Source organism: Pseudomonas sp. F01002, from assembly GCF_004402115.1.
GTDB classification, from domain to species: domain Bacteria; phylum Pseudomonadota; class Gammaproteobacteria; order Pseudomonadales; family Pseudomonadaceae; genus Aquipseudomonas; species Aquipseudomonas frigoris.
In genome coordinates this window covers 332,716-354,996 of record NZ_SOPU01000018.1, presented here as the reverse complement: position 1 = coordinate 354,996, position 22,281 = coordinate 332,716, and the positions used below count along the sequence as shown (strand labels likewise).

General features: G+C 58.4%; 21 protein-coding genes. 17 read left to right on the top strand and 4 right to left on the bottom strand.

Annotation, left to right across the window (positions count from 1 at the left end; translation table 11 throughout):
- The first annotated feature begins 340 nt into the window (after window positions 1-340).
- The 8 genes from E3W21_RS15460 (at window position 341) to E3W21_RS15420 (ending at window position 7,662) form a co-directional block, all read left to right on the top strand.
- Window positions 341-1,720, top strand: a complete 1,380-nt coding sequence (locus E3W21_RS15460; protein WP_134420801.1) for an OprD family porin — start codon at window positions 341-343, stop codon at window positions 1,718-1,720.
- A 295-nt stretch (window positions 1,721-2,015) separates the two neighbouring features.
- Window positions 2,016-2,654: a peroxiredoxin gene (locus E3W21_RS15455; RefSeq protein WP_134420799.1), complete on the top strand. Its 639-nt coding sequence runs from the start codon at window positions 2,016-2,018 to the stop codon at window positions 2,652-2,654.
- Between the two features lie 330 nt (window positions 2,655-2,984).
- A complete protein-coding gene (ssuE, locus tag E3W21_RS15445; protein ID WP_134420795.1) occupies window positions 2,985-3,578 on the top strand; it encodes an NADPH-dependent FMN reductase in 594 nt (197 codons plus the stop codon).
- A 101-nt stretch (window positions 3,579-3,679) separates the two neighbouring features.
- A complete protein-coding gene (locus E3W21_RS15440; RefSeq protein ID WP_134420793.1) occupies window positions 3,680-4,645 on the top strand; it encodes a sulfonate ABC transporter substrate-binding protein in 966 nt (321 codons plus the stop codon).
- A 25-nt stretch (window positions 4,646-4,670) separates the two neighbouring features.
- The gene (ssuD, locus tag E3W21_RS15435) at window positions 4,671-5,819 is read left to right on the top strand and encodes an FMNH2-dependent alkanesulfonate monooxygenase (protein ID WP_134420791.1); all 1,149 of its coding nucleotides are present in this window, start codon (window positions 4,671-4,673) and stop codon (window positions 5,817-5,819) included.
- Window positions 5,820-5,827: 8 nt separating this feature from the next.
- Complete coding sequence (gene ssuC, locus E3W21_RS15430; protein ID WP_033060593.1) at window positions 5,828-6,610, top strand: aliphatic sulfonate ABC transporter permease SsuC; 783 nt, start codon at window positions 5,828-5,830, stop codon at window positions 6,608-6,610.
- The gene (gene ssuB / locus E3W21_RS15425) at window positions 6,607-7,413 is read left to right on the top strand and encodes an aliphatic sulfonates ABC transporter ATP-binding protein (RefSeq protein WP_134420789.1); all 807 of its coding nucleotides are present in this window, start codon (window positions 6,607-6,609) and stop codon (window positions 7,411-7,413) included. The genes ssuC and ssuB overlap by 4 nt, the downstream gene beginning before the upstream one ends.
- A 33-nt stretch (window positions 7,414-7,446) precedes the next feature.
- A complete protein-coding gene (locus E3W21_RS15420; RefSeq protein WP_003229256.1) occupies window positions 7,447-7,662 on the top strand; it encodes a molybdopterin-binding protein in 216 nt (71 codons plus the stop codon).
- A 63-nt stretch (window positions 7,663-7,725) separates the two neighbouring features.
- On the opposite strand, the gene E3W21_RS15415 is transcribed toward E3W21_RS15420, so the two are convergent.
- The 3 genes from E3W21_RS15415 to E3W21_RS15405 form a co-directional block, all read right to left on the bottom strand.
- Window positions 7,726-8,490 (bottom strand): hypothetical protein, encoded by a 765-nt coding sequence (locus E3W21_RS15415; RefSeq protein ID WP_134420787.1) that lies wholly within the window; start codon window positions 8,488-8,490, stop codon window positions 7,726-7,728.
- Window positions 8,491-8,505: 15 nt separating this feature from the next.
- Window positions 8,506-9,138 (bottom strand): TetR/AcrR family transcriptional regulator, encoded by a 633-nt coding sequence (locus E3W21_RS15410; RefSeq protein WP_129440199.1) that lies wholly within the window; start codon window positions 9,136-9,138, stop codon window positions 8,506-8,508.
- A gap of 243 nt (window positions 9,139-9,381) precedes the next feature.
- Window positions 9,382-10,758, bottom strand: coding sequence for a glutamine synthetase family protein (locus E3W21_RS15405; protein WP_134420785.1), 1,377 nt, complete (start codon window positions 10,756-10,758; stop codon window positions 9,382-9,384).
- A 278-nt stretch (window positions 10,759-11,036) separates the two neighbouring features.
- On the opposite strand from E3W21_RS15405, the gene E3W21_RS15400 reads away from it, so the two are divergent.
- The 8 genes from E3W21_RS15400 (at window position 11,037) to E3W21_RS15365 (ending at window position 20,278) form a co-directional block, all read left to right on the top strand.
- Entirely contained in the window at window positions 11,037-11,813 is a 777-nt protein-coding gene (locus E3W21_RS15400; protein ID WP_134420783.1) for a gamma-glutamyl-gamma-aminobutyrate hydrolase family protein, read from the top strand.
- Between the two features lie 36 nt (window positions 11,814-11,849).
- The gene (locus E3W21_RS15395) at window positions 11,850-13,208 is read left to right on the top strand and encodes a glutamine synthetase family protein (protein ID WP_134420781.1); all 1,359 of its coding nucleotides are present in this window, start codon (window positions 11,850-11,852) and stop codon (window positions 13,206-13,208) included.
- A gap of 58 nt (window positions 13,209-13,266) precedes the next feature.
- A complete protein-coding gene (locus E3W21_RS15390; RefSeq protein WP_129440206.1) occupies window positions 13,267-14,631 on the top strand; it encodes an aspartate aminotransferase family protein in 1,365 nt (454 codons plus the stop codon).
- Window positions 14,632-14,828: 197 nt separating this feature from the next.
- Window positions 14,829-15,926 carry a polyamine ABC transporter substrate-binding protein gene (locus E3W21_RS15385; protein ID WP_129445100.1) on the top strand — a complete coding sequence of 366 codons (1,098 nt, stop codon included), beginning with the start codon at window positions 14,829-14,831 and terminating at the stop codon, window positions 15,924-15,926.
- A 237-nt stretch (window positions 15,927-16,163) separates the two neighbouring features.
- Window positions 16,164-17,261 carry a polyamine ABC transporter substrate-binding protein gene (locus E3W21_RS15380; RefSeq protein WP_134420779.1) on the top strand — a complete coding sequence of 366 codons (1,098 nt, stop codon included), beginning with the start codon at window positions 16,164-16,166 and terminating at the stop codon, window positions 17,259-17,261.
- A 70-nt stretch (window positions 17,262-17,331) separates the two neighbouring features.
- Window positions 17,332-18,474 carry an ABC transporter ATP-binding protein gene (locus tag E3W21_RS15375; protein WP_129440210.1) on the top strand — a complete coding sequence of 381 codons (1,143 nt, stop codon included), beginning with the start codon at window positions 17,332-17,334 and terminating at the stop codon, window positions 18,472-18,474.
- 35 nt (window positions 18,475-18,509) lie between these two features.
- Entirely contained in the window at window positions 18,510-19,391 is an 882-nt protein-coding gene (locus tag E3W21_RS15370; RefSeq protein WP_178084141.1) for an ABC transporter permease subunit, read from the top strand.
- Window positions 19,388-20,278: an ABC transporter permease subunit gene (locus tag E3W21_RS15365; RefSeq protein WP_134420775.1), complete on the top strand. Its 891-nt coding sequence runs from the start codon at window positions 19,388-19,390 to the stop codon at window positions 20,276-20,278. Before E3W21_RS15370 ends, E3W21_RS15365 begins: the two co-directional genes overlap by 4 nt.
- Before the next feature lie 149 nt (window positions 20,279-20,427).
- Here the strand turns inward: E3W21_RS15365 and E3W21_RS15360 are convergent, their stop codons facing one another.
- Window positions 20,428-21,069, bottom strand: a complete 642-nt coding sequence (locus tag E3W21_RS15360) for an HD domain-containing protein (protein ID WP_129440214.1) — start codon at window positions 21,067-21,069, stop codon at window positions 20,428-20,430.
- A gap of 270 nt (window positions 21,070-21,339) precedes the next feature.
- Here E3W21_RS15360 and E3W21_RS15355 point away from each other — a divergent pair.
- Window positions 21,340-22,281: GlxA family transcriptional regulator (locus tag E3W21_RS15355; RefSeq protein ID WP_134421238.1), on the top strand; the 942-nt coding region annotated here is incomplete at its 3' end.

The window sequence follows — 22,281 nt, the reverse complement described above, 5'->3', positions numbered from 1 at the left end:
AGCCTCGCCCGCCGGCGAGGTTTTTTTTGTGCTTTTTTCAATATTCCAAATTGAGCTTATGTAGTAATTTTTTATTCTTTTTAGCTTTTAAGTCAAACGCCTAAAGTGGGTGGCTTATGAGCCGATACCTTGTGTCCCGACTCAGAGTAATAGCGCGAAGCTATATTCCTGAATGGCATGAAAAATGATGAAATAATTCTTTTTGTGTTTATTATGCGGGCCAAAATCACAGGGGGCAGGCCATCGTCGTAGTCACACGGTCTGGCACTGACCGAGCATTTCAGGATCCAGGGCATTCGACCCAGGACCTCAAGAATTAGAAACGATAGGAGCGAAACAAATGAACAAGTCCACCTTGGCCCTGGCTGTGGCCGTAGGGGTTTTGGCGCAGCAGGCAGGCGCCGCCGGTTTCATCGAAGACAGCAAGGCTACTTTGGGGCTGCGTAACTTCTACATCAATAACGATAACCGTGACAGTGCTGCTGGCACTCCTGCCAACAAGGCTGCCGGTGTTCAGAGCAAAGCTGAAGAATGGGGCCAAGGCTTCGACCTGCGCTTCATCTCCGGCTACACCCAAGGCACCGTCGGCTTCGGTATCGATGCTATCGGCCTGTTGGGCGTGCGTCTGGATACAGGCGGCGGCACTAACGGCGCTACTGCTGCCTCTTACGGCGGCACTGTTTTCCCAAGCGAATCCAACGGCAAAGCGGTTGATAACTTCTCCAGCCTCGGCCTGACTGCCAAAGCCAAGATCTCCCAGACCGAACTGAAGTTGGGCACTCTGCAGCCAAAACTGCCGGTTATCGTGACCAACGATGGCCGTCTGCTGCCGCAAACCTTTCAAGGTGGTCAGATCACCTCGAACGAGATCAAGGATCTGACACTGGTTGGTGGTCAGATCGAACACGCCAAGGGTCGTAACTCCAGCAACAACGAAGAGTTGTCGATTGCTGGTGCGAACACGCGCGGTACTGGCTTCCGTGACAGCAACAAGTTCATCTACGGTGGCGGTGACTACAAAATCACCAAAGACCTGACTGCCCAGTACTACTACGGCAACCTGGAAGATTTCTACAAACAACACTTCCTGGGTCTGGTTCACAACTGGGCAATCGGTCCTGGTGTGTTGAAGTCTGACTTGCGTTACTTCAACAGCTCTGACGATGGTGCCAACGGCCACGACTCGGCTTACTTCAGCAACGGTAACTACCAAGGCTTCAAAGCGGGTAAAGGCAAGGTCGACAACAACTTGTACAGCGGCCTGTTCCTGTACACCGTTGCCGGTCACACCTTCGGTGGTGGTTATCAGGTCAGCAACGGCAGCAGCGACTTCCCTTATTTGAACCAGGGTGACGGCGCGTCGGCTTACCTGACTACCGACATGCAGATCCAGAAGTTCGCCCGTGCCGGCGAACGTACCTGGCAAGCTCGTTACTCGTATGACTTCGCCAAGGTTGGCCTGCCAGGCGCTACTGCCGGCATCGTTTACCTGCGCGGTGACAACATCGACACTATCGCCAACACCACCGCTCACCCGGTTTCCGGTAGTGGCCGTTCCGAATGGGAACGCGACCTTACCCTGGCGTACGTAGTCCAGGAAGGCGCACTGAAAAACCTGGGCTTCACATGGAAAAACGCCATGTGGCGCAACGACGTCCCAGGCCAACGCGACCAGGACGAAAACCGTCTGATCGTCAGCTACTCGATCCCGCTGTTGTAATAGCACTCGCGTAACTGAAGTAAAAAAAGCCCCGCCCGGCATCTCGCCGGGCGGGGCTTTTGCGTTTTCAAGTCAGGCTCACCCCCGTAAACCCTCCTCGAAATTTCCCTCTTTGTGCAGCAACTCAAGGCCTTCTCGAACCTTGTGGGCGATAGTCGTCCCGACCGCCGTCGAGGTCCAGTGAACACATTTTTAATATTCATTTGCGATCTAAACAAATCGATATTTATTCTTTTTAATGAATAAAAAATGCAGGCACAGTTGACCTCAACAAGCACTCACCAGGAGCAGCACCATGAGCCTCAGACTGGGCGATATCGCCCCCGACTTTGAACAGGATTCCAGCGCCGGCACCCTCCGTTTCCACGAATGGCTGGGCGATAGCTGGGGCGTGCTGTTTTCCCACCCGGCGGACTTCACCCCGGTGTGCACCACCGAGTTGGGCTTCACCGCCAAGCTCAAGGACGAATTTGCCCAACGTAGTGTGAAAGCGATTGCCCTGTCCGTGGATCCGGTGGACTCGCACCACAAGTGGATCGAGGACATCAACGAAACACAGAACACCCTCGTCAACTTCCCGATACTTGCCGACGCCGACCGCAAGGTCTCGGACCTCTACGACCTGATTCACCCGAACGCCAACGACACCCTGACCGTGCGTTCGCTGTTCGTGATCGACCCGAACAAAAAGGTTCGGCTGACCATCACCTACCCAGCGAGCACCGGCCGTAACTTCCACGAAATTCTGCGAGTGATCGACTCGCTGCAACTCACCGACAACTACAAGGTGGCCACCCCGGCCAACTGGCAGGACGGTGATGAAGTAGTGATCGTGCCGTCGCTCAAGGATGAAGACGAAATCCAGAAACGTTTTCCCAAGGGCTATCGCGCGGTGAAGCCGTACCTGCGTCTGACGCCACAACCCAACAGATAAACCATCAATTGCGGTGTGGCTGAAGCCGCCTTCGCGAGCAAGCCCGCTCCCACATTGGAATGCGGTCAACTGTGGGAGCGGGCTTGCTCGCGATGACGGCCGGCCAGGCACCGCAGAATCCAGATTGAACCGTATCCACAAAGCAGGGGATTTCAGGCCGTTTTTACGGCCTGTTTTTTTGCCCGGTAAAAGCCATTTCATATAGAACCGTAAAGAATAGCCAAATGAATAAATATGATTTATGGATATAAAAATCACCTGTTAAGGTCACTTCCATCAAAGCGAGATCGCAAACCGCGAATCGCTAACACCGTTCAAGGAATCGTCTGAATGCTGGTCGTCTCACTCGGTGGCAGCCCCAGCCAACGCTCCCGTTCCGGGGTGCTGCTGGAGCGCTCCCAACGCTGGTTGCAGGAGCAAGGTGTGGAAGTGGTGAGTTACCAGGTACGGGACTTCCCGGCCGAAGACTTGCTGCATGCGCGCTTCGACAGCCCGAAGGTGATCGACCTGCTGCAACAGATTGAAAACGCCGATGGCCTGCTGATCGCCACGCCGATCTACAAAGCGTCGTTCTCCGGCGCATTGAAAACCGTGCTGGACCTGCTGCCCGAACGCGCCCTGGCCCACAAGGTGGTGTTGCCAATGGCCACCGGCGGCAGCATCGCCCACATGCTGGCGGTGGATTACGCGCTCAAGCCAGTGTTGTCGGCGTTGAAGGCCCAGGAAATGCTTCACGGGATTTTCGCGGTAGACAGCCAGATCGCTTACGGCGACGGCAGCGCCCAGGCGCAGTTGGCACCGGAGCTGGAAGAACGACTGAATGAATCGCTGGAGCTGTTTTTCAGCGCCATGGCGAGGCGGCCCAAGCCGATCGATCCGAACCTGTTGAATGAACGTTTATTGAGTGCTCGCTGGAGCATTTAAGCCAGCACTCAAGCCACACCTGAATTTGATCCACTCACCTTACTCAGCCGCTAACGGCCAAGCAGGTGCAGCCAAAACCCAACTGCAAAAAGGAGAGCGCTATGCGCACTGTCATTTTGCGTCGTGGTCTGGTCGCTCTGTTTGCTGCGGCTGTGTCCTTCGGCGTTATTTCTCAAGCTCAAGCCGAGACGCTAAGAATCGGTTATCAAAAGTACGGCACCCTGGTGCTGCTCAAAGCCAAAGGCACACTCGAAAAACGCCTCGCCGCCCAAGGTGTGGACGTGCAATGGACTGAATTCCCCGGCGGCCCGCAACTGCTCGAAGGCCTGAACGTCGGCTCCATCGACTTCGGCGTTACAGGCGAAACTCCTCCCGTATTCGCTCAAGCAGCCGGCGCCGATCTGCTCTATGTCGCCTACGAACCACCAGCGCCGCACAGCGAAGCGATCCTGGTGCCGAAGGACTCGGCGATTAAATCGGTGCAGGACCTCAAGGGCAAGAAAGTCTTCCTGAACAAAGGCTCCAACGTTCACTACCTGCTGGTCCGCGCACTGGAAGATGCCGGCCTCAAATACACCGACATCCAGACCGTATTCCTGCCGCCGGCCGATGCCCGCGCTGCGTTCGAACGTGGCAGCGTCGATGCCTGGGTGATCTGGGACCCGTACCAGGCTGCCGCCGAACAGCAACTGCAAGCACGCACCCTGCGTGATGGCCAAGGCATCGTCGACAACCATCAGTTCTACCTCGCGACCAAGCCTTATGCGCAGAAAAATCCTGAGGTGATCAAGACCTTGGTGGAAGAGGTGCGCGCGGTCGGCGAATGGTCCAAGGCCAATCCCGAGGACGTGACTAAACAAGTCTCGCCACTGCTCGGTCTGCCGGCAGATATCACCCTGACGTCGGTGAAACGCCAAGGCTACGGCGCGTTGTTCCTCACGCCTGAAGTGGTCGCCGCGCAACAGAAAATCGCCGACAGCTTCTACCAGCTCAAGCTGATTCCAAAGCCGCTGAGCATCAAAGACGTGATCTGGACGCCTCCGGCGGCCGTTGCCAAAGCTCAGTAATTCGAATCCCTAAGGAGACCACTCCATGAGCCTCAATATCTTCTGGTTCCTGCCTACCCACGGCGACGGCCATTACCTTGGCACCGCCGAAGGCGCTCGCGCCGTCGACCACGGTTATCTGCAACAAGTTGCGCAAGCAGCGGATCGTCTGGGCTTCGGTGGGGTGCTGATCCCTACCGGTCGCTCTTGCGAAGATTCGTGGCTGGTGGCCGCGTCGCTGATCCCGGTGACCCAGCGTTTGAAATTCCTCGTCGCCCTGCGCCCCGGGATCATTTCCCCGACGGTGGCAGCGCGTCAGGCCGCGACGCTGGATCGCCTGTCCGGCGGCCGTGCGTTGTTCAACCTGGTAACCGGCGGTGATCCGGAAGAATTGGCCGGCGACGGTTTGTTCCTGACTCACGAAGAGCGCTATCAAGCCTCGGTGGAATTCACCCGCATCTGGCGCCGCGTGCTGGAAGGCGAAACCGTCGATTACGACGGTCAGCACATCAGCGTGAAGGGCGCCAAATTGCTCTACCCGCCGATCCAGCAACCGCGTCCGCCGCTGTACTTCGGCGGTTCTTCGGAAGCGGCGCAAGACCTCGCGGCAGAGCAGGTCGAAATGGTCCTGACCTGGGGCGAACCACCGGCCGCCGTTGCCGAGAAGATCGAACAAGTACGCGCTAAAGCCGCAAAGCTCGGTCGTACCGTTCGCTTCGGCATTCGTTTGCATGTGATCGTTCGTGAAACCAATGCCGAAGCCTGGCAAGCGGCGGATCGGTTGATCTCTCATCTGGACGACGAAACCATCTCCCGTGCCCAAGCCTCGCTGGCGCGCTTCGATTCCGTTGGTCAGCAACGCATGGCCGCGCTGCATGGCGGCAGCCGTGACAACCTGGAAGTCAGCCCCAACCTGTGGGCCGGTGTAGGTCTGGTGCGCGGCGGTGCCGGCACAGCGTTGGTGGGCGATGGTCCGACCGTGGCCGCCCGCGTGAAGGAATATGCGGACCTGGGCATCGACACGTTCATCTTCTCCGGTTACCCACACCTGGAAGAGTCGTACCGCGTCGCCGAATTACTGTTCCCGCACCTGGACATCGAACGTCCGGAATTGCCGAAAAGCGCCGGTTACGTCAGCCCGTTTGGTGAGATGGTCGCCAACGACATTCTTCCCAAAGCCGCGTCGCAGAGCTGAGGCGCGCCATGAAGAAACTTATCCATAGCCTCGCGCCTTGGGCGTTGCCGGTGTTGTTGCTGGCGGTGTGGCAGTTGTCGGTGTCGGCGGGCTGGTTGTCGACACGGATTCTGCCGGCGCCAATCGCCGTCATCGAAGCCGGCGTCAGCCTGGTGCGCAGCGGTGAAATCTGGACTCACCTGGCGATCAGCGGCTGGCGTGCGGCGCTGGGCTTCGCCATCGGTGGAAGCATCGGTCTGACCCTGGGCTTCATCACCGGCCTGTCGAAATGGGGCGAGCGCCTGCTCGACAGTTCGGTGCAGATGATCCGCAACGTGCCGCACCTGGCGCTGATTCCACTGGTGATCCTGTGGTTCGGCATCGATGAGTCGGCGAAGATTTTCCTGGTGGCATTGGGCACGTTGTTCCCGATCTACCTCAACACCTATCACGGCATCCGCAACGTTGATCCGGCGCTGGTGGAAATGTCCCGCAGTTATGGTTTGTCCGGTTTCAGCCTGTTCCGTCAGGTGATTCTGCCGGGGGCGCTGCCTTCGATTCTGGTCGGCGTGCGGTTCGCGCTGGGCTTCATGTGGCTGACGTTGATCGTCGCGGAAACCATTTCCGCCAGCTCCGGCATCGGCTACCTGGCGATGAATGCCCGGGAGTTCCTGCAAACCGACGTGGTGGTACTGGCGATTCTTTTGTACGCCGTGCTCGGCAAACTCGCCGACCTCGCGGCCCGTGGACTTGAACGCGTGTGGTTGCGCTGGCACCCGGCCTATCAGGTTGTTAAAGGAGGTGCGGCATGACGGCTCAACAACCTCCACGCCTGCTGCGCGGGATTCCGCTTGCGGCGCGCAAACTGCAAAAAACCTTTGGCTCGCGGCAAGTGCTGCGCGAGATAGATCTGCACATCCCGGCCGGTCAGTTTGTCGCCGTGGTCGGTCGTAGCGGTTGCGGCAAAAGTACCTTGCTGCGCTTGCTCGCCGGTCTCGACAAACCCACGGGCGGTGAATTGCTGGCCGGTTCCGCACCGCTGAGTGAGGCGCGGGAAGACACTCGATTGATGTTCCAGGAAGCACGTTTGCTGCCGTGGAAAAAGGTCATCGACAACGTCGGCCTCGGGCTCAAGGGCAACTGGCGGCCACAAGCGCTGGAAGCGTTGGAGTCGGTCGGTCTGGCCGACCGCGCCAATGAATGGCCGGCCGCCTTGTCCGGTGGCCAGAAGCAACGTGTGGCCCTGGCCCGCGCGCTGATCCATCAACCGCGGTTGCTGTTGCTGGACGAACCGCTGGGCGCGCTGGATGCACTGACCCGAATTGAAATGCAGCAGCTGATCGAACGGCTCTGGCAGAAGCACGGTTTCACCGTGTTGCTGGTCACCCACGATGTCAGTGAAGCGGTGGCGATTGCCGATCGGGTGATCCTGATCGAAGAGGGCGAAGTCGGCCTCGACCTGCACGTTGAGCTGCCGCGCCCTCGGGTTCGCGGCTCCCATCGGCTGGCGGCGCTGGAAACCGAAGTCCTCAATCGCGTGCTGGCGTTGCCCGGCGAACCACCGGCACCGGAACCTGTTTCACCATTGCCCACGCAATTGCGTTGGGCTCAATAACTCAAGCCTTATCCAACGACGGGAATCAACATCATGACAATCAAAGCCATCAACGTTCGCAACCAGTTCAAAGGCTCCATCAAGGAAATCGTACTCGGCGACGTGCTGTCCGAAATCGACGTACAGACCGCTTCCGGCATCGTCACCTCGGTGATCACCACTCGCTCGGTGAAAGAGCTGGAACTGGTGGTCGGAAGCGAAGTGATCGCGTTTGTGAAATCCACCGAGGTGTCGATCGCCAAGTTGTAAGCGCGTGCATTGCGCTCAACCCCGAAGGGTGTGAACCCTTCGGGGTTTTTTATGCGCGGGTGTTCAGGGCTCGGGTGCGCAGCGCCAACCGGCGGCGGGCGCGTAGGAACCGAGTGAAGACAATAGGCGTGGGTCGCTGAATAGCTCGCTTGCGTTTGGATCGATGTCTGCCGGCAACAGTGGCTGGCCGGTCAGCATGGGCAGTGTGGAATAGTCGATGTGCCACAGGGTTTGCCCGGCGTGGTGACGGCCGAAAGAGAGTTCGCAGGCAAGCTGCGGCTGAGCGGTGGCCGAGTCGATGTGTTCGCGCAAATGACCGCCGGGTTCCAGCGCGACAACCCGGCTGGCGGCGAACAGAAAGTAGTCACCGGCCAGCACCAGGCAGGCCAATCGCGCCGGATCATCGACCGCCTGCAACCACTGACCGCGACAGGTGCCGCGAGAGTCCGGCAGCCGCTCCCAGATCTCGTAGTAGCTGTCGTCCAGGGCGGTTTCGATCAGGCGTTCGCTGGTTTCGAAATGCATGCGCCCGATGTCTTCTTCGGTGCTGACCGGCTGGTAGTCGAGTTTGCGATGCCACTGGCAAATGTCGCCGTTGACCTCGGTTACGCCGGCGAAGCCTTTTTGCTCGCTCAGGGTCAGCAAGTCAGCGTGACTCAGTTGCTCCAGCGGCAGCGCCGCAAGCGTTGCCGGCGGGATGCGCAGGTCGGCAAACAAGCGCGGGGTTTGCAACCAGTACACGGCTGTTTCGCTGTCGACGCGCCCCGACTGGAATTTGATCAGGCGTCGTTGCCACACGCCAAGGTAGTTGTGTGGAACGTGTGCCATGAACACCTCGTTGCGTTATGCGTCGCGCTTGGACAGGTAGGGCGGCAAATACAGACCCAGATAGGCGTCGAATACCCGCATGCCTTCTTCGGCCATGCGTGGGGTGATCTGTCCGTGTTGTTGCACCGAGCGCGCATAGACGCGGTCGCCGAGCTCCATGGCCAGGGCAAACACATCAACGTCCGTCGGCAGTCTCGGCAGCTCGAAGTGGTGGTCGAAGAGTTTGTGCATCAGGTCGCCGAGTTCGATGTCGTGCTGGCGGTCGGCCTGGGTGACTTCGGTCAGCCCGTGCTGGGCAAGAATGAGCTGTCGGGCGGCGGCGTCTTCGCTGTAGATCGCGAGCATGCGTTGTTCCACCATTCGCGACAGATCGCGCCAGCCGTTGAGGGCGTCATGGTCGATGGGCGCTTGCAGGCAGGCACGGAACGCAGCATGGACGTCGGCCGTCAGGGCTTCGAGCAGCGCCGGGACGCTGGCAAAGAAGTGGTAGACGGAGGAGGGCGGGATCTCCGCGCGTTCGGCGACGCTATAGATCGACAGACTGGCCACGCCCTCGGCAGCCAGCAGTGTGCGGGCGGCATCGAGTATCGAATCGATCCGGGCCTGGCTGCGGGCGCGGGGTTTGCGAATGGTGGCGGTGCGCGTCATTGAAGTCTCCTGCGGGGCAGCGGGCATTGTACGAGCAGGGTTTGATGTTGTCTGCCCGGACGCCTTCGCGAGCAAGCCCGCTCCCACATTTGATCTCCAGTGAACATAGTGTTTGTGTACGGCAGAGATCAAATGTGGGAGCGGGCTTGCTCGCGAAGCAGGCGCCTCGGTCCCGCTGAAAAAAAGCCATAAAAAAACGCCGCAGGCCTTTTCAGCCTGCGGCGTTGTTTTTACTGCAACCGCTTAAACGGTATGCAGGTACCAGTTGTACTCGAGGTCGGAGATGGAGTGTTCGAACTCTTCCAGCTCGCTCTCTTTACATGCGACGAAGATATCGATGTATTTCGGATCGATGTACTTGGCCATGACTTCGCTGTCGTCCAGCTCACGCAATGCATCGCGCAGGTTGTTCGGCAGGCTTTGCTCGTTCTGCTCGTAGGAGTTGCCTTCCACGGGTGCGCCCGGCTCGATCTTGTTGGTCAGGCCGTGATGCACGCCTGCCAGGACCGAAGCCATCAGCAGGTACGGGTTGGCATCCGCGCCGGCAACGCGGTGTTCCAGACGGACCGCGTCGGCGGAACCGGTTGGCACACGTACCGCAACAGTACGGTTGTCCAGACCCCAGCACGGGGCATTCGGCACGTAGAACTGTGCGCCGAAACGACGGTAGGAGTTGACGTTCGGGCACAGGAAAGCCATCTGCGCCGGTAGGGTCTCGAGCACACCGCCGATCGCGTGACGCAGTGCGGCGTTCTGCTCGGGATCCTCACTGGCAAAAATGTTTTTGCCGTCTCTATCAAGAATCGAGACGTGGACGTGCAGACCGTTACCCGCCTGGCCCGGGTAAGGCTTGGCCATGAAGGTGGTGTCCATCTCATGGTCGTAGGCGATGTTTTTGATCAGACGCTTGAGCAGAACTGCGTAGTCGCAGGCTTTGATCGGGTCGGCCACGTGGTGCAGGTTCACTTCGAACTGCGCCGGGGCACTTTCCTTGACGATCGCGTCGGCAGGGATGCCTTGCTCTTTCGCACCTTCCAGAATGTCCTGGAGGCAGTCGACGTATTCGTCGAGGTCGTCGATCAGGTAGACCTGTGTCGAGTGCGGGCGTTTGCCGGACACTGGCGAGCGTGGCGGTTGCGGACGACCGTTCACGTTCTCCTGGTCGATCAGGTAGAACTCCAGTTCGAACGCGGCGCAGATGGTCAGGCCCATCTCGTCGAACTTGCGCACGACATTGGCCAGCACTTCTCGCGGGTCGGCAAAGAACGGCTGGCCTTCCAGTTCGTGCATGGTCATCAACAGTTGCGCGGTAGGGCGCTTCTGCCAAGGCTCGTTGCACAGGGTGTCAGGGATTGGATAGCAGATTCGGTCAGCATCGCCGATGTCCAGACCCAGGCCGGTGCTTTCCACCGTCGAGCCATTGATATCCAGAGCAAATAGAGAGGCCGGCAGGTTGATGCCTTTCTCGTAAACCTTGTGGAGACTGGTGCGTTCAATGCGCTTGCCGCGCACCACACCATTCATATCCGCAATCAGAAGGTCAACGTACAGAACCTCAGGATGTTCCTTAAGGAACGCGTTCGCTTCGTTAAGCTGAACGGCACGCGGGGGTACCGACATGATGCAACACCTTTGTTGTTAAAAATATCAATCATTGATCTCTTCGGGTTTCAGTCAACCCGAACGGCATGCCGAAGTCAAGCGAGGCCTTTTTTGCCCTAAAAAAGCACCCGTGGGGCTTTTTTGAGGCACTTTGGGGCGTTTTTATGCCTTTGAGCGCTTTAGCGTCTGCGGGCTTGAGCGGGCCGTGTTGTATTTTTTACGGGGGTGTTGTGTAAAAAAATGAACAAGGCTAAGCTCGATTCAAACCCATAACACCAATAATACCGGGGTGCTTCATGTCTCGCCTGCCGTTAATCGGCGTCACCGCCTGCTCTAAGCAGATCGGTCTGCATGCTTATCACATCAGTGGCGACAAGTACGTCCGCGCCGTGGCCTCAGCGGCCAAGGGGCTGCCGGTGATTCTTCCGTCCCTGGCTGATTTGCTGGCACCGTCCGATATTCTGGACGGTCTGGATGGCATCCTCTTTACAGGCTCTCCTTCCAATATAGAACCGTTTCACTATAGCGGCCCAGCCAGCGCACCGGGCACTGCTCATGATTCTGCACGCGATGCCACCACCCTCCCGTTGATCCGCGCTGCAGTCGAGGCCGGTATTCCCGTACTCGGTATTTGCCGCGGCTTCCAGGAAATGAATGTGGCGTTCGGCGGCAGCCTGCATCAAAAAGTCGACGAAGCCGGTCCATTCATGGATCACCGTGAAGACGATAGCCTACCGCTTGAAGGACAGTATGCGCCAAGTCACCCAGTGCACATTCAACCGGGTGGTGTGCTCGCAGGTCTGGGCCTGGCGAGCGAGATACACGTCAATTCGATTCATGGTCAGGGCGTTGAACGTCTGGCGCCGGGCCTTTGCGTCGAGGCCTTGGCTCCCGACGGGTTGATCGAGGCAGTCTCGGTCCCGCAGGGCAAGGGTTTTGCTTTGGGAGTGCAATGGCATCCCGAATGGCAGGTAAGCTCAAACCCGGATTACCTTGCGATCTTTCAGGCATTTGGCGATGCCTGTCGTAAGCGCGCATTACAACGCGACGCCGATGCGTCAAACAACGCCTGACTTATAAGAGTCAGGAAACTCAGCCTAGAGGCATTTATGAGTAACAACCTCGACCAGCTCACCGATTGGTTGAAAGACCACAAGATCACAGAAGTCGAATGCATGATCGCCGACTTGACCGGGATCACCCGGGGCAAGATTTCGCCGACCAACAAGTTCATTGCCGAAAAAGGCATGCGCCTGCCCGAGAGCGTTCTGTTGCAGACCGTGACCGGCGACTATGTCGAAGACGACATCTATTACGAACTGCTCGACCCGGCCGACATCGACATGATCTGCCGCCCCGACCAGAACGCGGTATTCCTGGTGCCCTGGGCCATCGAGCCCACCGCTCAGGTGATCCACGACACCTACGACAAGCAAGGCAACCCGATCGAGCTGTCGCCGCGCAACGTGCTCAAAAAGGTGCTGAAACTCTATTCCGACAGGGGCTGGCAGCCGATCGTGGCGCCAGAAATGGAGTTCTACCTGACCAAGCGCTGCGAAGACCCGGACTTCCCGCTGCAACCGCCGGTTGGCCGATCCGGTCGCCCGGAAACCGGTCGCCAGTCCTTCTCGATTGAAGCGGCAAACGAATTCGATCCATTGTTCGAAGACGTCTACGACTGGTGCGAATTGCAGGAGCTGGACCTCGACACGCTGATCCACGAGGACGGCACGGCGCAGATGGAAATCAACTTCCGTCACGGCGATGCCCTGTCCCTGGCCGACCAGATCCTGGTGTTCAAGCGCACCATGCGCGAAGCCGCGCTCAAGCACAACGTGGCAGCCACTTTCATGGCCAAACCCATGACCGGCGAGCCGGGCAGTGCGATGCACTTGCACCAGAGCATCATCGACATCGAGACCGGCAAGAACGTCTTCTCCAATGAAGACGGGACCATGAGCCAGCTGTTCCTGAACCACATCGGTGGTTTGCAGAAACTGATTCCCGAGCTGTTGCCGCTGTTCGCGCCTAACGTCAACTCGTTCCGCCGCTTCCTGCCGGACACCTCGGCACCGGTGAACGTGGAGTGGGGCGAGGAGAACCGCACCGTGGGCCTGCGGGTTCCGGATGCCGGGCCGCAAAACCGTCGGGTGGAAAACCGCCTGCCGGGTGCCGACGCCAACCCGTACCTGGCGATTGCCGCGAGCCTGCTCTGCGGTTACATCGGCATGGTCGAAGGCTTGAACCCGAGTGCGCCGGTAGTAGGGCGTGGCTATGAACGCCGCAACCTGCGCCTGCCACTGACCATCGAAGACGCGCTGGAACGCATGGAACACAGCGCGACTATCGAGAAGTACCTGGGCAAGAAATTCATCACTGGCTACGTCGCGGTCAAGCGGGCCGAGCATGAAAACTTCAAGCGCGTGATCAGTTCGTGGGAGCGGGAATTCCTGCTCTTCGCCGTCTGATGCGCCGGGCTCGGCCGGAAATCGCCGCGCCTTTCACTGAAATCTTAGGAGAATTCGCATGACCAGCAACAACCCGCAAACCCGTGAATGGCAAACCCTGAGCAACGATCACCACCTGGCCCCGTTCAGCGACTTCAAGCAGCTGAAAGAGAAAGGCCCACGGATCATCACCAACGCCAAGGGCGTTTACCTCTGGGACAGCGAAGGCAACAAGATCCTCGACGGCATGGCCGGACTGTGGTGCGTAGCCATCGGCTACGGTCGCGATGAACTGGCCGATGCCGCCAGTAAACAAATGCGCGAACTGCCTTACTACAACCTGTTTTTCCAGACGGCTCACCCGCCGGTGCTGGAACTGGCCAAGGCCATCTCCGACATCGCGCCACAAGGCATGAACCACGTGTTCTTCACCGGTTCCGGTTCTGAAGGCAACGACACCATGCTGCGTATGGTTCGTCACTACTGGGCGATCAAGGGCCAGCCGAAGAAGAAAGTCATCATCAGCCGCAAGAACGGTTATCACGGTTCCACCGTGGCCGGCGCGAGCCTGGGTGGCATGACGTACATGCACGAACAAGGCGACTTGCCGATTCCGGGCATCGTCCATATTGCGCAGCCGTACTGGTTCGCTGAAGGCGGCGAGATGACACCGGAAGAGTTCGGTATCTGGGCGGCCAATCAGCTGGAAGAGAAAATTCTGGAAGTCGGCGTGGACAACGTCGGTGCCTTTATTGCCGAGCCGATCCAGGGTGCCGGCGGCGTGATCATTCCGCCAGACACCTACTGGCCGCGCATCAAGGAAATCCTCGCCAAGTACGACATCCTGTTCGTGGCTGACGAAGTGATCTGTGGTTTCGGCCGCACCGGTGAGTGGTTCGGTAGCGATTTCTACGACCTCAAACCCGACATGATGACCATCGCCAAAGGCCTGACATCCGGCTACATCCCTATGGGTGGCCTGATCGTGCGTGACGAAGTGGTTGCGGTGCTCAATGAAGGTGGCGATTTCAACCACGGTTTCACCTATTCCGGGCACCCGGTGGCTGCTGCGGTGGCACTGGAGAACATCCGCATCTTGCGCGAAGAAAAAATAATCGAGCGCGTTCATGCAGAAACGGCACCCTATTTGCAAAAGCGTCTAAGGGAACTGAACGATCACCCGCTGGTGGGGGAAGTGCGTGGGGTGGGTCTGCTGGGGGCGATCGAGCTGGTGCAGGACAAAGCCACTCGCAAACGTTACGAAGGCAAGGGCGCTGGCATGATTTGCCGCACGTTCTGCTTCGAAAATGGCCTGATCATGCGCGCCGTGGGCGACACCATGATCATCGCTCCGCCACTGGTGATTACACCGGCTGAAATCGATGAGTTGGTGACCAAGGCACGCAAGTGTCTGGACCTGACCCTGAGTGCATTGCAGGGCTAAGTGCTAGGCTCTGAGCGGGGTGTGAAGTTCGCATTTCGCTCAGAGCAAACGAAGGAAAGGTCTTTCCTTGAAAGCCTGCCTTGGATCTTGCCAGACTACCGGTTGTTTTAGTTGCCCAGGAATAGGCCGCTGGCTCTTGGTTAACAAGAACGTGGTTAAAAAGAAAAATTGGAGCATTACGCATGAAGGCATTAGGTATGAAGATAGCTGGCAAGACCCTCCTCGCCATGTCCCTGATGGGCGTGATGGCGGGCGCAGTTCAGGCGGACGATAAAGTTCTTCACGTGTACAACTGGTCCGATTACATCGCACCGGATACCGTCAAGAAGTTCGAAGCCGAGTCGGGGATCAAGGTTGTTTACGACGTATTCGACAGTAACGAAACCCTGGAAGCCAAGTTGCTGGCAGGCAAGTCCGGTTATGACATCGTCGTACCGTCGAACAACTTCCTGGCCAAGCAGATCAAGGCCGGCGTTTACCAGAAGCTGGACAAGTCCAAGCTGCCTAACTGGAAAAACCTGAACCCTGACCTGCTCAAAGCGGTATCGGTGAGTGACCCGGGCAACGAACACGCTTTCCCGTACATGTGGGGTTCGATCGGTATCGGCTTCAACGCCGAGAAGGTCAAGGCTGCACTGGGTGCCGATGCACCAACCAATTCCTGGGATCTGATCTTCAAACCTGAAAACGCCGCCAAGTTGAAGTCGTGCGGTATCAGTGTCCTGGACTCGCCAACCGAGATGATTCCGGTGGCGTTGCACTACCTGGGCTATCCAACCGACAGCCAGGACAAAAAACAACTGGCTGAAGCCGAAGCGCTGTTCCTGAAAGTCCGTCCTTCGATCGCCTACTTCCACTCGTCCAAGTACATCTCCGACCTGGCCAACGGCAACATCTGCGTAGCCGTGGGTTATTCGGGCGACATCTACCAGGCCAAGACCCGCGCGGCTGAAGCCGGTGACAAGGTGAAAGTCAGCTACAACATTCCGAAAGAAGGTGCGGGCAGCTTCTACGACATGGTCGCCATCCCTAAAGATGCCGAAAACGTCGAAGGCGCCTACAAGTTCATGACCTTCCTGCAGAAGCCGGAAATCATGGCTGAAATCACCAACGCCGTACGCTTCCCGAACGGTAACGCGGCAGCCACCGCATTGGTCGATAAAGACATCACCGCCGACCCAGGCATCTACCCGCCGGCAGACGTGCTGGCCAAGCTGTACGCGATTGCCGACTTGCCGGCCGCGACCCAGCGGATCCTGACTCGCAGCTGGACCAAGATCAAATCCGGTAAGTAAGTAAAACCCTGTAGCAGCTGCCGAAGGCTGCGTTGAGGTCCGAAGGACCTCCGCTTTTCGACAGCACAACGGCTTCGCAGTTGAACGCAGCCTGCGGCAGCTGCTACAGGGATCTTCATAAAGTTTGCTGGAACGGTTTTTCGAGGGTAAGTTGCGCGCCGGTTTTGTTGCCAGGCAGCCATGGCTGTCATGTAACGCTGGGCAACTTGGGCCCAACTAATTTTAGAGGACCTCCACGTGCCTATTTTTTCTTTGTTGCGCAATGCACTGCTGGTTGGCGCTGGACTGACGCTTGCCGTTAGTGTCCAGGCCGCTGGCACTGTGCATATTTATAACTGGTCGGACTACATCGGTTCGACGACCCTGGCAGACTTCCAGAAAGAGACCGGCATCAAACCGGTTTATGACGTCTTCGACTCTAACGAAACCCTGGAAGGCAAGTTGCTGGCCGGGCGTACCGGTTATGACGTGGTCGTGCCGTCCAACCACTTCCTTGGCAAGCAGATCAAGGCTGGTGCTTTTCAGAAGCTCGACAAGTCCAAGCTCACCAACTATGCCAACCTCGACCCGGTGCTGCTCAAGCGCCTGGAGCAAAACGATCCGGGTAACCTGTACGCCGTGCCGTATCTGTGGGGCACCAACGGCATCGGTTACAACGTCGACAAAGTGAAGGCTGTACTGGGCCTCGACAAGATCGATTCCTGGGATGTGGTGTTCGAGCCGGAAAACATCAAGAAACTGCACAGCTGCGGCGTGGCGTTCCTCGACTCCGCCGATGAAATGATGCCCACGGTCCTCAACTACATGGGCCTGAACGCCAACAGCACCAATCCCGAAGACTACAAAAAGGCCGAAGCCAAGTTGCTGGCGGTGCGGCCTTACGTGACCTATTTCCACTCGTCCAAATACATCGCGGACCTGGCCAACGGCGATATCTGCGTCGCGATCGGCTTTTCCGGCGACATGTTCCAGGCCAAGGCCCGCGCGGCTGAAGCCGGCAAAGGCATGAACATCGCCTACTCGATTCCGAAAGAGGGCGGCGCGCTCTGGTTCGACATGTTGGCGATCCCCAAAGATGCGGCCAACGTCAAGGAAGCCCATGCCTTCATCAACTATTTGCTGAAACCTGAGGTGATCGCCCAGGTCAGTGATTACGTGGGCTACGCCAACCCTAATCCAGGGTCGGACAAGCTGATGGAACAATCCATTCGCACCGACAAATCGGTTTATCCACCGCAAGCCGTCCTCGACAAGACTTACGTGTCTATCGAGTTACCACCAAACATTCAACGTTTGATGACCCGCAGCTGGACCAAGGTCAAGTCGGGTAAATAGCTACAAGGCTCAAACTATCCAAAGTTCGCTCGCCTCGGGCGAACTGCAAATTTTGTTGGGAGTTTCGTAAATGGCAGTTGCCTCCGGCGCCTATAAGAAAGCCCTCGAGGGCGACCAGTCACCTAAACAGGTGTTGGTCAAAATCGACCGGGTCACGAAGAAGTTCGACGAGACGATTGCCGTGGACGATGTGTCCCTGGAAATCAAGAAAGGCGAGATTTTCGCCCTGCTCGGCGGTTCGGGATCGGGCAAATCCACGTTGCTGCGCATGCTCGCAGGCTTCGAACGGCCCACGGAGGGGCGCATTTTCCTCGATGGCGAAGACATCACCGACATGCCGCCGTACGAGCGGCCGATCAACATGATGTTCCAGTCCTACGCTTTGTTCCCGCACATGACCGTGGCGCAGAACATCGCCTTCGGCCTCAAGCAGGACAAGATCCCCGCCGCTGAAGTCGATGCGCGCGTGGCCGACATGCTCAAGCTGGTACAGATGAGCCAGTACGCCAAACGCAAGCCGCATCAGTTGTCCGGTGGCCAGCGTCAGCGTGTGGCCCTGGCGCGTTCCCTGGCCAAGCGGCCGAAACTGTTGCTGCTCGACGAACCGATGGGTGCTCTGGACAAGAAGCTGCGTTCGCAAATGCAGCTTGAGCTTGTCGAGATCATCGAGCGGGTCGGCGTAACCTGCGTCATGGTGACCCACGACCAGGAAGAGGCCATGACCATGGCCGAGCGCATCGCGATCATGCACCTGGGCTGGATCGCCCAGATCGGCAGCCCGATCGACATCTACGAAACCCCGACCAGCCGTCTGGTCTGCGAGTTCATCGGCAACGTCAACATCTTCGACGGTGAAGTGATCGACGACGCCGAAGGCCACGCGACCATCACCTGCAAGGACCTGGACCGCCAGATTTACGTGGGCCACGGCATCAGCACGTCGGTGCAGGACAAATCCGTGACCTACGCGATCCGTCCGGAAAAACTGCTGGTGACGCCGACCATGCCGACCTGCGAATACAACTGGTCCAGCGGCAAGGTGCACGACATCGCCTACCTCGGTGGCCACTCGGTGTTCTACGTCGAACTGCCGAGCGGCAAGATCGTCCAGTCTTTCGTCGCCAACGCCGAGCGCCGTGGCCAGCGCCCAACCTGGGGTGACCAGGTGTACGTGTACTGGGAAGACGACAGCGGCGTGGTACTTCGCTCATGAACATGCGCAAACTCAAACGCCGCCTCAATCGAATAATTCCCGGTGGCCGTCAGCTGGTCATCGGGGTTCCGTTCATTTGGCTGTTCATGTTCTTCATGTTGCCGTTCTTCATCGTTCTGAAGATCAGCTTCGCCGAAGCCGACGTGGCCATTCCGCCGTACACCGAGATCTACAGCTACCTCGACCAAAAAGTGCAGTTGCTGCTTAACCTGAGCAACTACGCGATGCTGGCCGGCGACGAGTTGTACATCGCCGCTTACCTCGGCTCGCTGAAGATGGCGTTGATCAGCACCATCCTCTGCTTGCTGATCGGTTACCCGATGGCGTACGCCATCGCGAGTGCCCGCAAAGAGATGCAAACGGTGCTGGTGCTGCTGATCATGATGCCGACCTGGACCGCGATCCTGATCCGCGTTTATGCGTGGATGGGCATCCTCAGCAACAACGGTCTGTTGAACGGCTTTTTGATGAGCATGGGCTGGATCAGCGAGCCGCTGCAGATCCTCAACACCAACCTGGCCGTGTACATCGGCGTGGTGTATTCGTACCTGCCGTTCATGATCCTGCCGCTCTATGCCAACCTGGTGAAGCACGATGCCAGTTTGCTGGAAGCCGCATCGGACCTGGGTTCGAGCACCTTCAACAGTTTCTGGAAAATCACCATTCCACTGTCCAAGAACGGCATCGTCGCGGGCTGCATGCTGGTGTTCATTCCGGTGGTGGGCGAGTTCGTGATCCCGGAACTGCTCGGCGGTCCGGAAACCCTGATGATCGGTAAAGTGCTCTGGCAAGAGTTCTTCAACAACCGTGACTGGCCGGTGGCGTCCGCCCTGGCGGTGGTGATGCTGGCGATCCTGATTGTGCCGATCATCCTGTTCAACCGTAGTCAGGCCAAAGAAATGGAGGGTAAAGAATGAAGCGCTTCCGTTTCTCAAGTTTGATGCTGGTGCTGGGTTTGCTGTTCATCTACGCGCCGATGCTGATCCTGGTGATCTACTCGTTCAACGCCTCCAAACTGGTGACGGTGTGGGGTGGCTGGTCGATCAAGTGGTACGTCGGCTTGATGGACAACACTCAACTGATGGGCTCGGTGGTGCGCTCGCTGGAAATCGCCTGCTACACGGCGGTGGCGGCGGTGGCGCTGGGTACATTGGCCGCGTTCGTCCTGACCCGTATCACTCGCTTCAAAGGTCGCACGCTGTTCGGTGGCCTGGTCACCGCGCCGCTGGTGATGCCCGAAGTGATCACCGGTCTGTCGCTGTTACTGCTGTTCGTGGCCATGGCGCAGATGATCGGTTGGCCGCAGGAGCGCGGCATCATCACCATCTGGATCGCCCACACTACGTTCTGTGCGGCGTATGTGGCGGTGGTGGTGTCGGCGCGTTTGCGTGAGCTGGACCTGTCCATCGAAGAAGCGGCCATGGACCTCGGTGCGCGGCCGTGGAAGGTGTTCTTCCTGATCACCATCCCGATGATCGCGCCATCGTTGGGTGCCGGCGGCATGATGTCGTTTGCCCTGTCGCTGGATGACCTGGTGCTGGCGAGCTTCGTCTCCGGTCCGGGTTCCACGACCTTGCCGATGGAAGTGTTCTCGGCGGTGCGTCTGGGCGTGAAACCCGAGATCAACGCCGTGGCCAGTCTGATTTTGCTGGCGGTGTCGCTGATGACCTTCTTTGTGTGGTTCTTCAGCCGTCGTGCCGAAGAAAGTCGCAAACGTGCGATTCAGCAGGCGATCGAAGAAGGCGCTGCCGACTCCTGGAAACAACCGGACGTGCGTCGCGCCCAGGCTCCGGAAGCGGCTTAAAGCGTTGGCCACAATTACGTGGTCAACCCCGATCAAAATGTGGGAGCGGCGGTGCGACGATTCGACTTGCTCGCGAAAGCGGTGTGTCAGTCGACATCTCTATCGACTGAAACGGCCTCTTCGCGAGCAAGCCCGCTCCCACATTTGGTTTAGGACATCCAGAGGGATTTGCGGATGATCTCGACGAAGTTCATCGGTTTGAAACCCGGCTCGCTGTCGACCAACACATCCGCGTTTACAGTGCCGAACGTGGTGTCCGGTTTGTGCTTGAAGCCATTGGCAAACGCACACAGGATGCACTCCTTGAACCCTTCGCCACGCGGGTGGGCATGCACGACTTCTTCGCGTTGCGCGCTGGGGAACGCTGCGTAGTCGATACCCAACACATCCATTTCAACGCCAGCAGTCACCATCGCCACGTTAGGCCGCAGGTGTTGCGGCACCCCCGGTGTGGTGTGCAGAGCAATCGACAACCAGACCTGTTCGATATCATCGTCGGACAAACCGTAAGGCTTGAGGAATGCTTTGGCAGCGTTGGCGCTATCAACTTCGAAGCGCTCGTCGTCAGTGCGATGACCTTCCACCAGACCCAAGTCATGGAACATCGCGCCGACGTACAACAGTTCGGGGTTGTAGGCCAGTTGCTTGCGTTCACCGCTCAATGCGCCGAACAGAAACACGCGACGCGAGTGGTGATACAGCAGGTCTGATTCGACGTCGCGAATGTATTCCGTGGTGGCCTTGGCCAACGCGCTGTCGGGGATTTTGATACCGGCAATGGTGCTGCTCATGGTGCTGCCCTCGTGGGGAACGCCGTGGCGGCGCTGATGGGTTCAGTCTGTCCGCGCACCCGAAACCGGACAATCGATCCATGGCTACGATCCCGGCCAATGAGCATGCATATCGCGCCAACCTCGCTTGTTGGGCGAGGATTGGCTAGGGTTGATAGTGATCAGCCAGAAAAGATCGCAGCCTTCGGCAGCTCCTACATGGAAACGGCGCGCACCTGTAGGAGCTGCCGAAGGCTGCGATCTTTTTCACATTCAAGGTGATTTCCTGTCATGCAGAAAACCGTTGCCATCGTGGTCTTCGCCGGCGTTCAGTCCCTGGACGTCACCGGTCCCATGGATGTGTTTTGCGAAGCCAATCGTTTCCTTGAGCCGCCAGATCACTATCGACTGGAGGTGATCGGCGTCGAGCGCGGGGTGATGCCGTGTTCCAACGGTTTGGCACTCAATGCCCATCGGCATTTCAGTGAAGCGCTGGAGGCCTATGACTTGCTGCTGGTGGCCGGTGGGCCGCAGTTACCGTTCATGGATTTCGGTGCGGCATTCGATGCCTGGCTGCGCGATGCCTGCGCGCTGGCGCAACGCTTTGGCTCGATCTGCAACGGCGCGTTCATGCTCGCCCGGGCCGGATTGCTGGAAGGGCGAACGGTCACCACCCACTGGGGCGACGCCGCGGCGCTGGCGCAGTTGTGCCCGTCGACTCAGGTCGAGGCGGATCGCCTTTACGTGGAGGACGGCGAGCTCTACACCTCGGCGGGTGTCACGGCGGGGATTGATCTGTCGCTGTACTTGCTGGCCAGGGATCACGGGCCAGAAGTAGCGCTGAGTGTGGCAAAGCGGCTGGTGGTGTTCACTCAACGCTCCGGCGGGCAGTCACAGTTCAGCCCATTCCTCACGCCTCACGCCGAACCCACTTCTGCCGTGGCACTGGTGCAGCTCTACGTGTTGGCCAACCTGACGGGCGACCTGACGATTTCCGACCTGGCCAACGCCGCCAACATGAGTGCCCGCAACTTTTCCAGGGTGTTTACCAAAGTGGCAAAAATCACCCCGGCGGAATTCGTCGAACGGGCCAGGGTCGATGCGGCGCGGGTGCTGCTTGAAAGCACTCAATCGCCGCTGAAGACCGTGGCTTATCAGTGCGGATTTCGCGATGCCCAGCACATGCGCAGTGTGTTTAATCGCAGGCTGGGCGTGACGCCGCAGCAGTTCAGG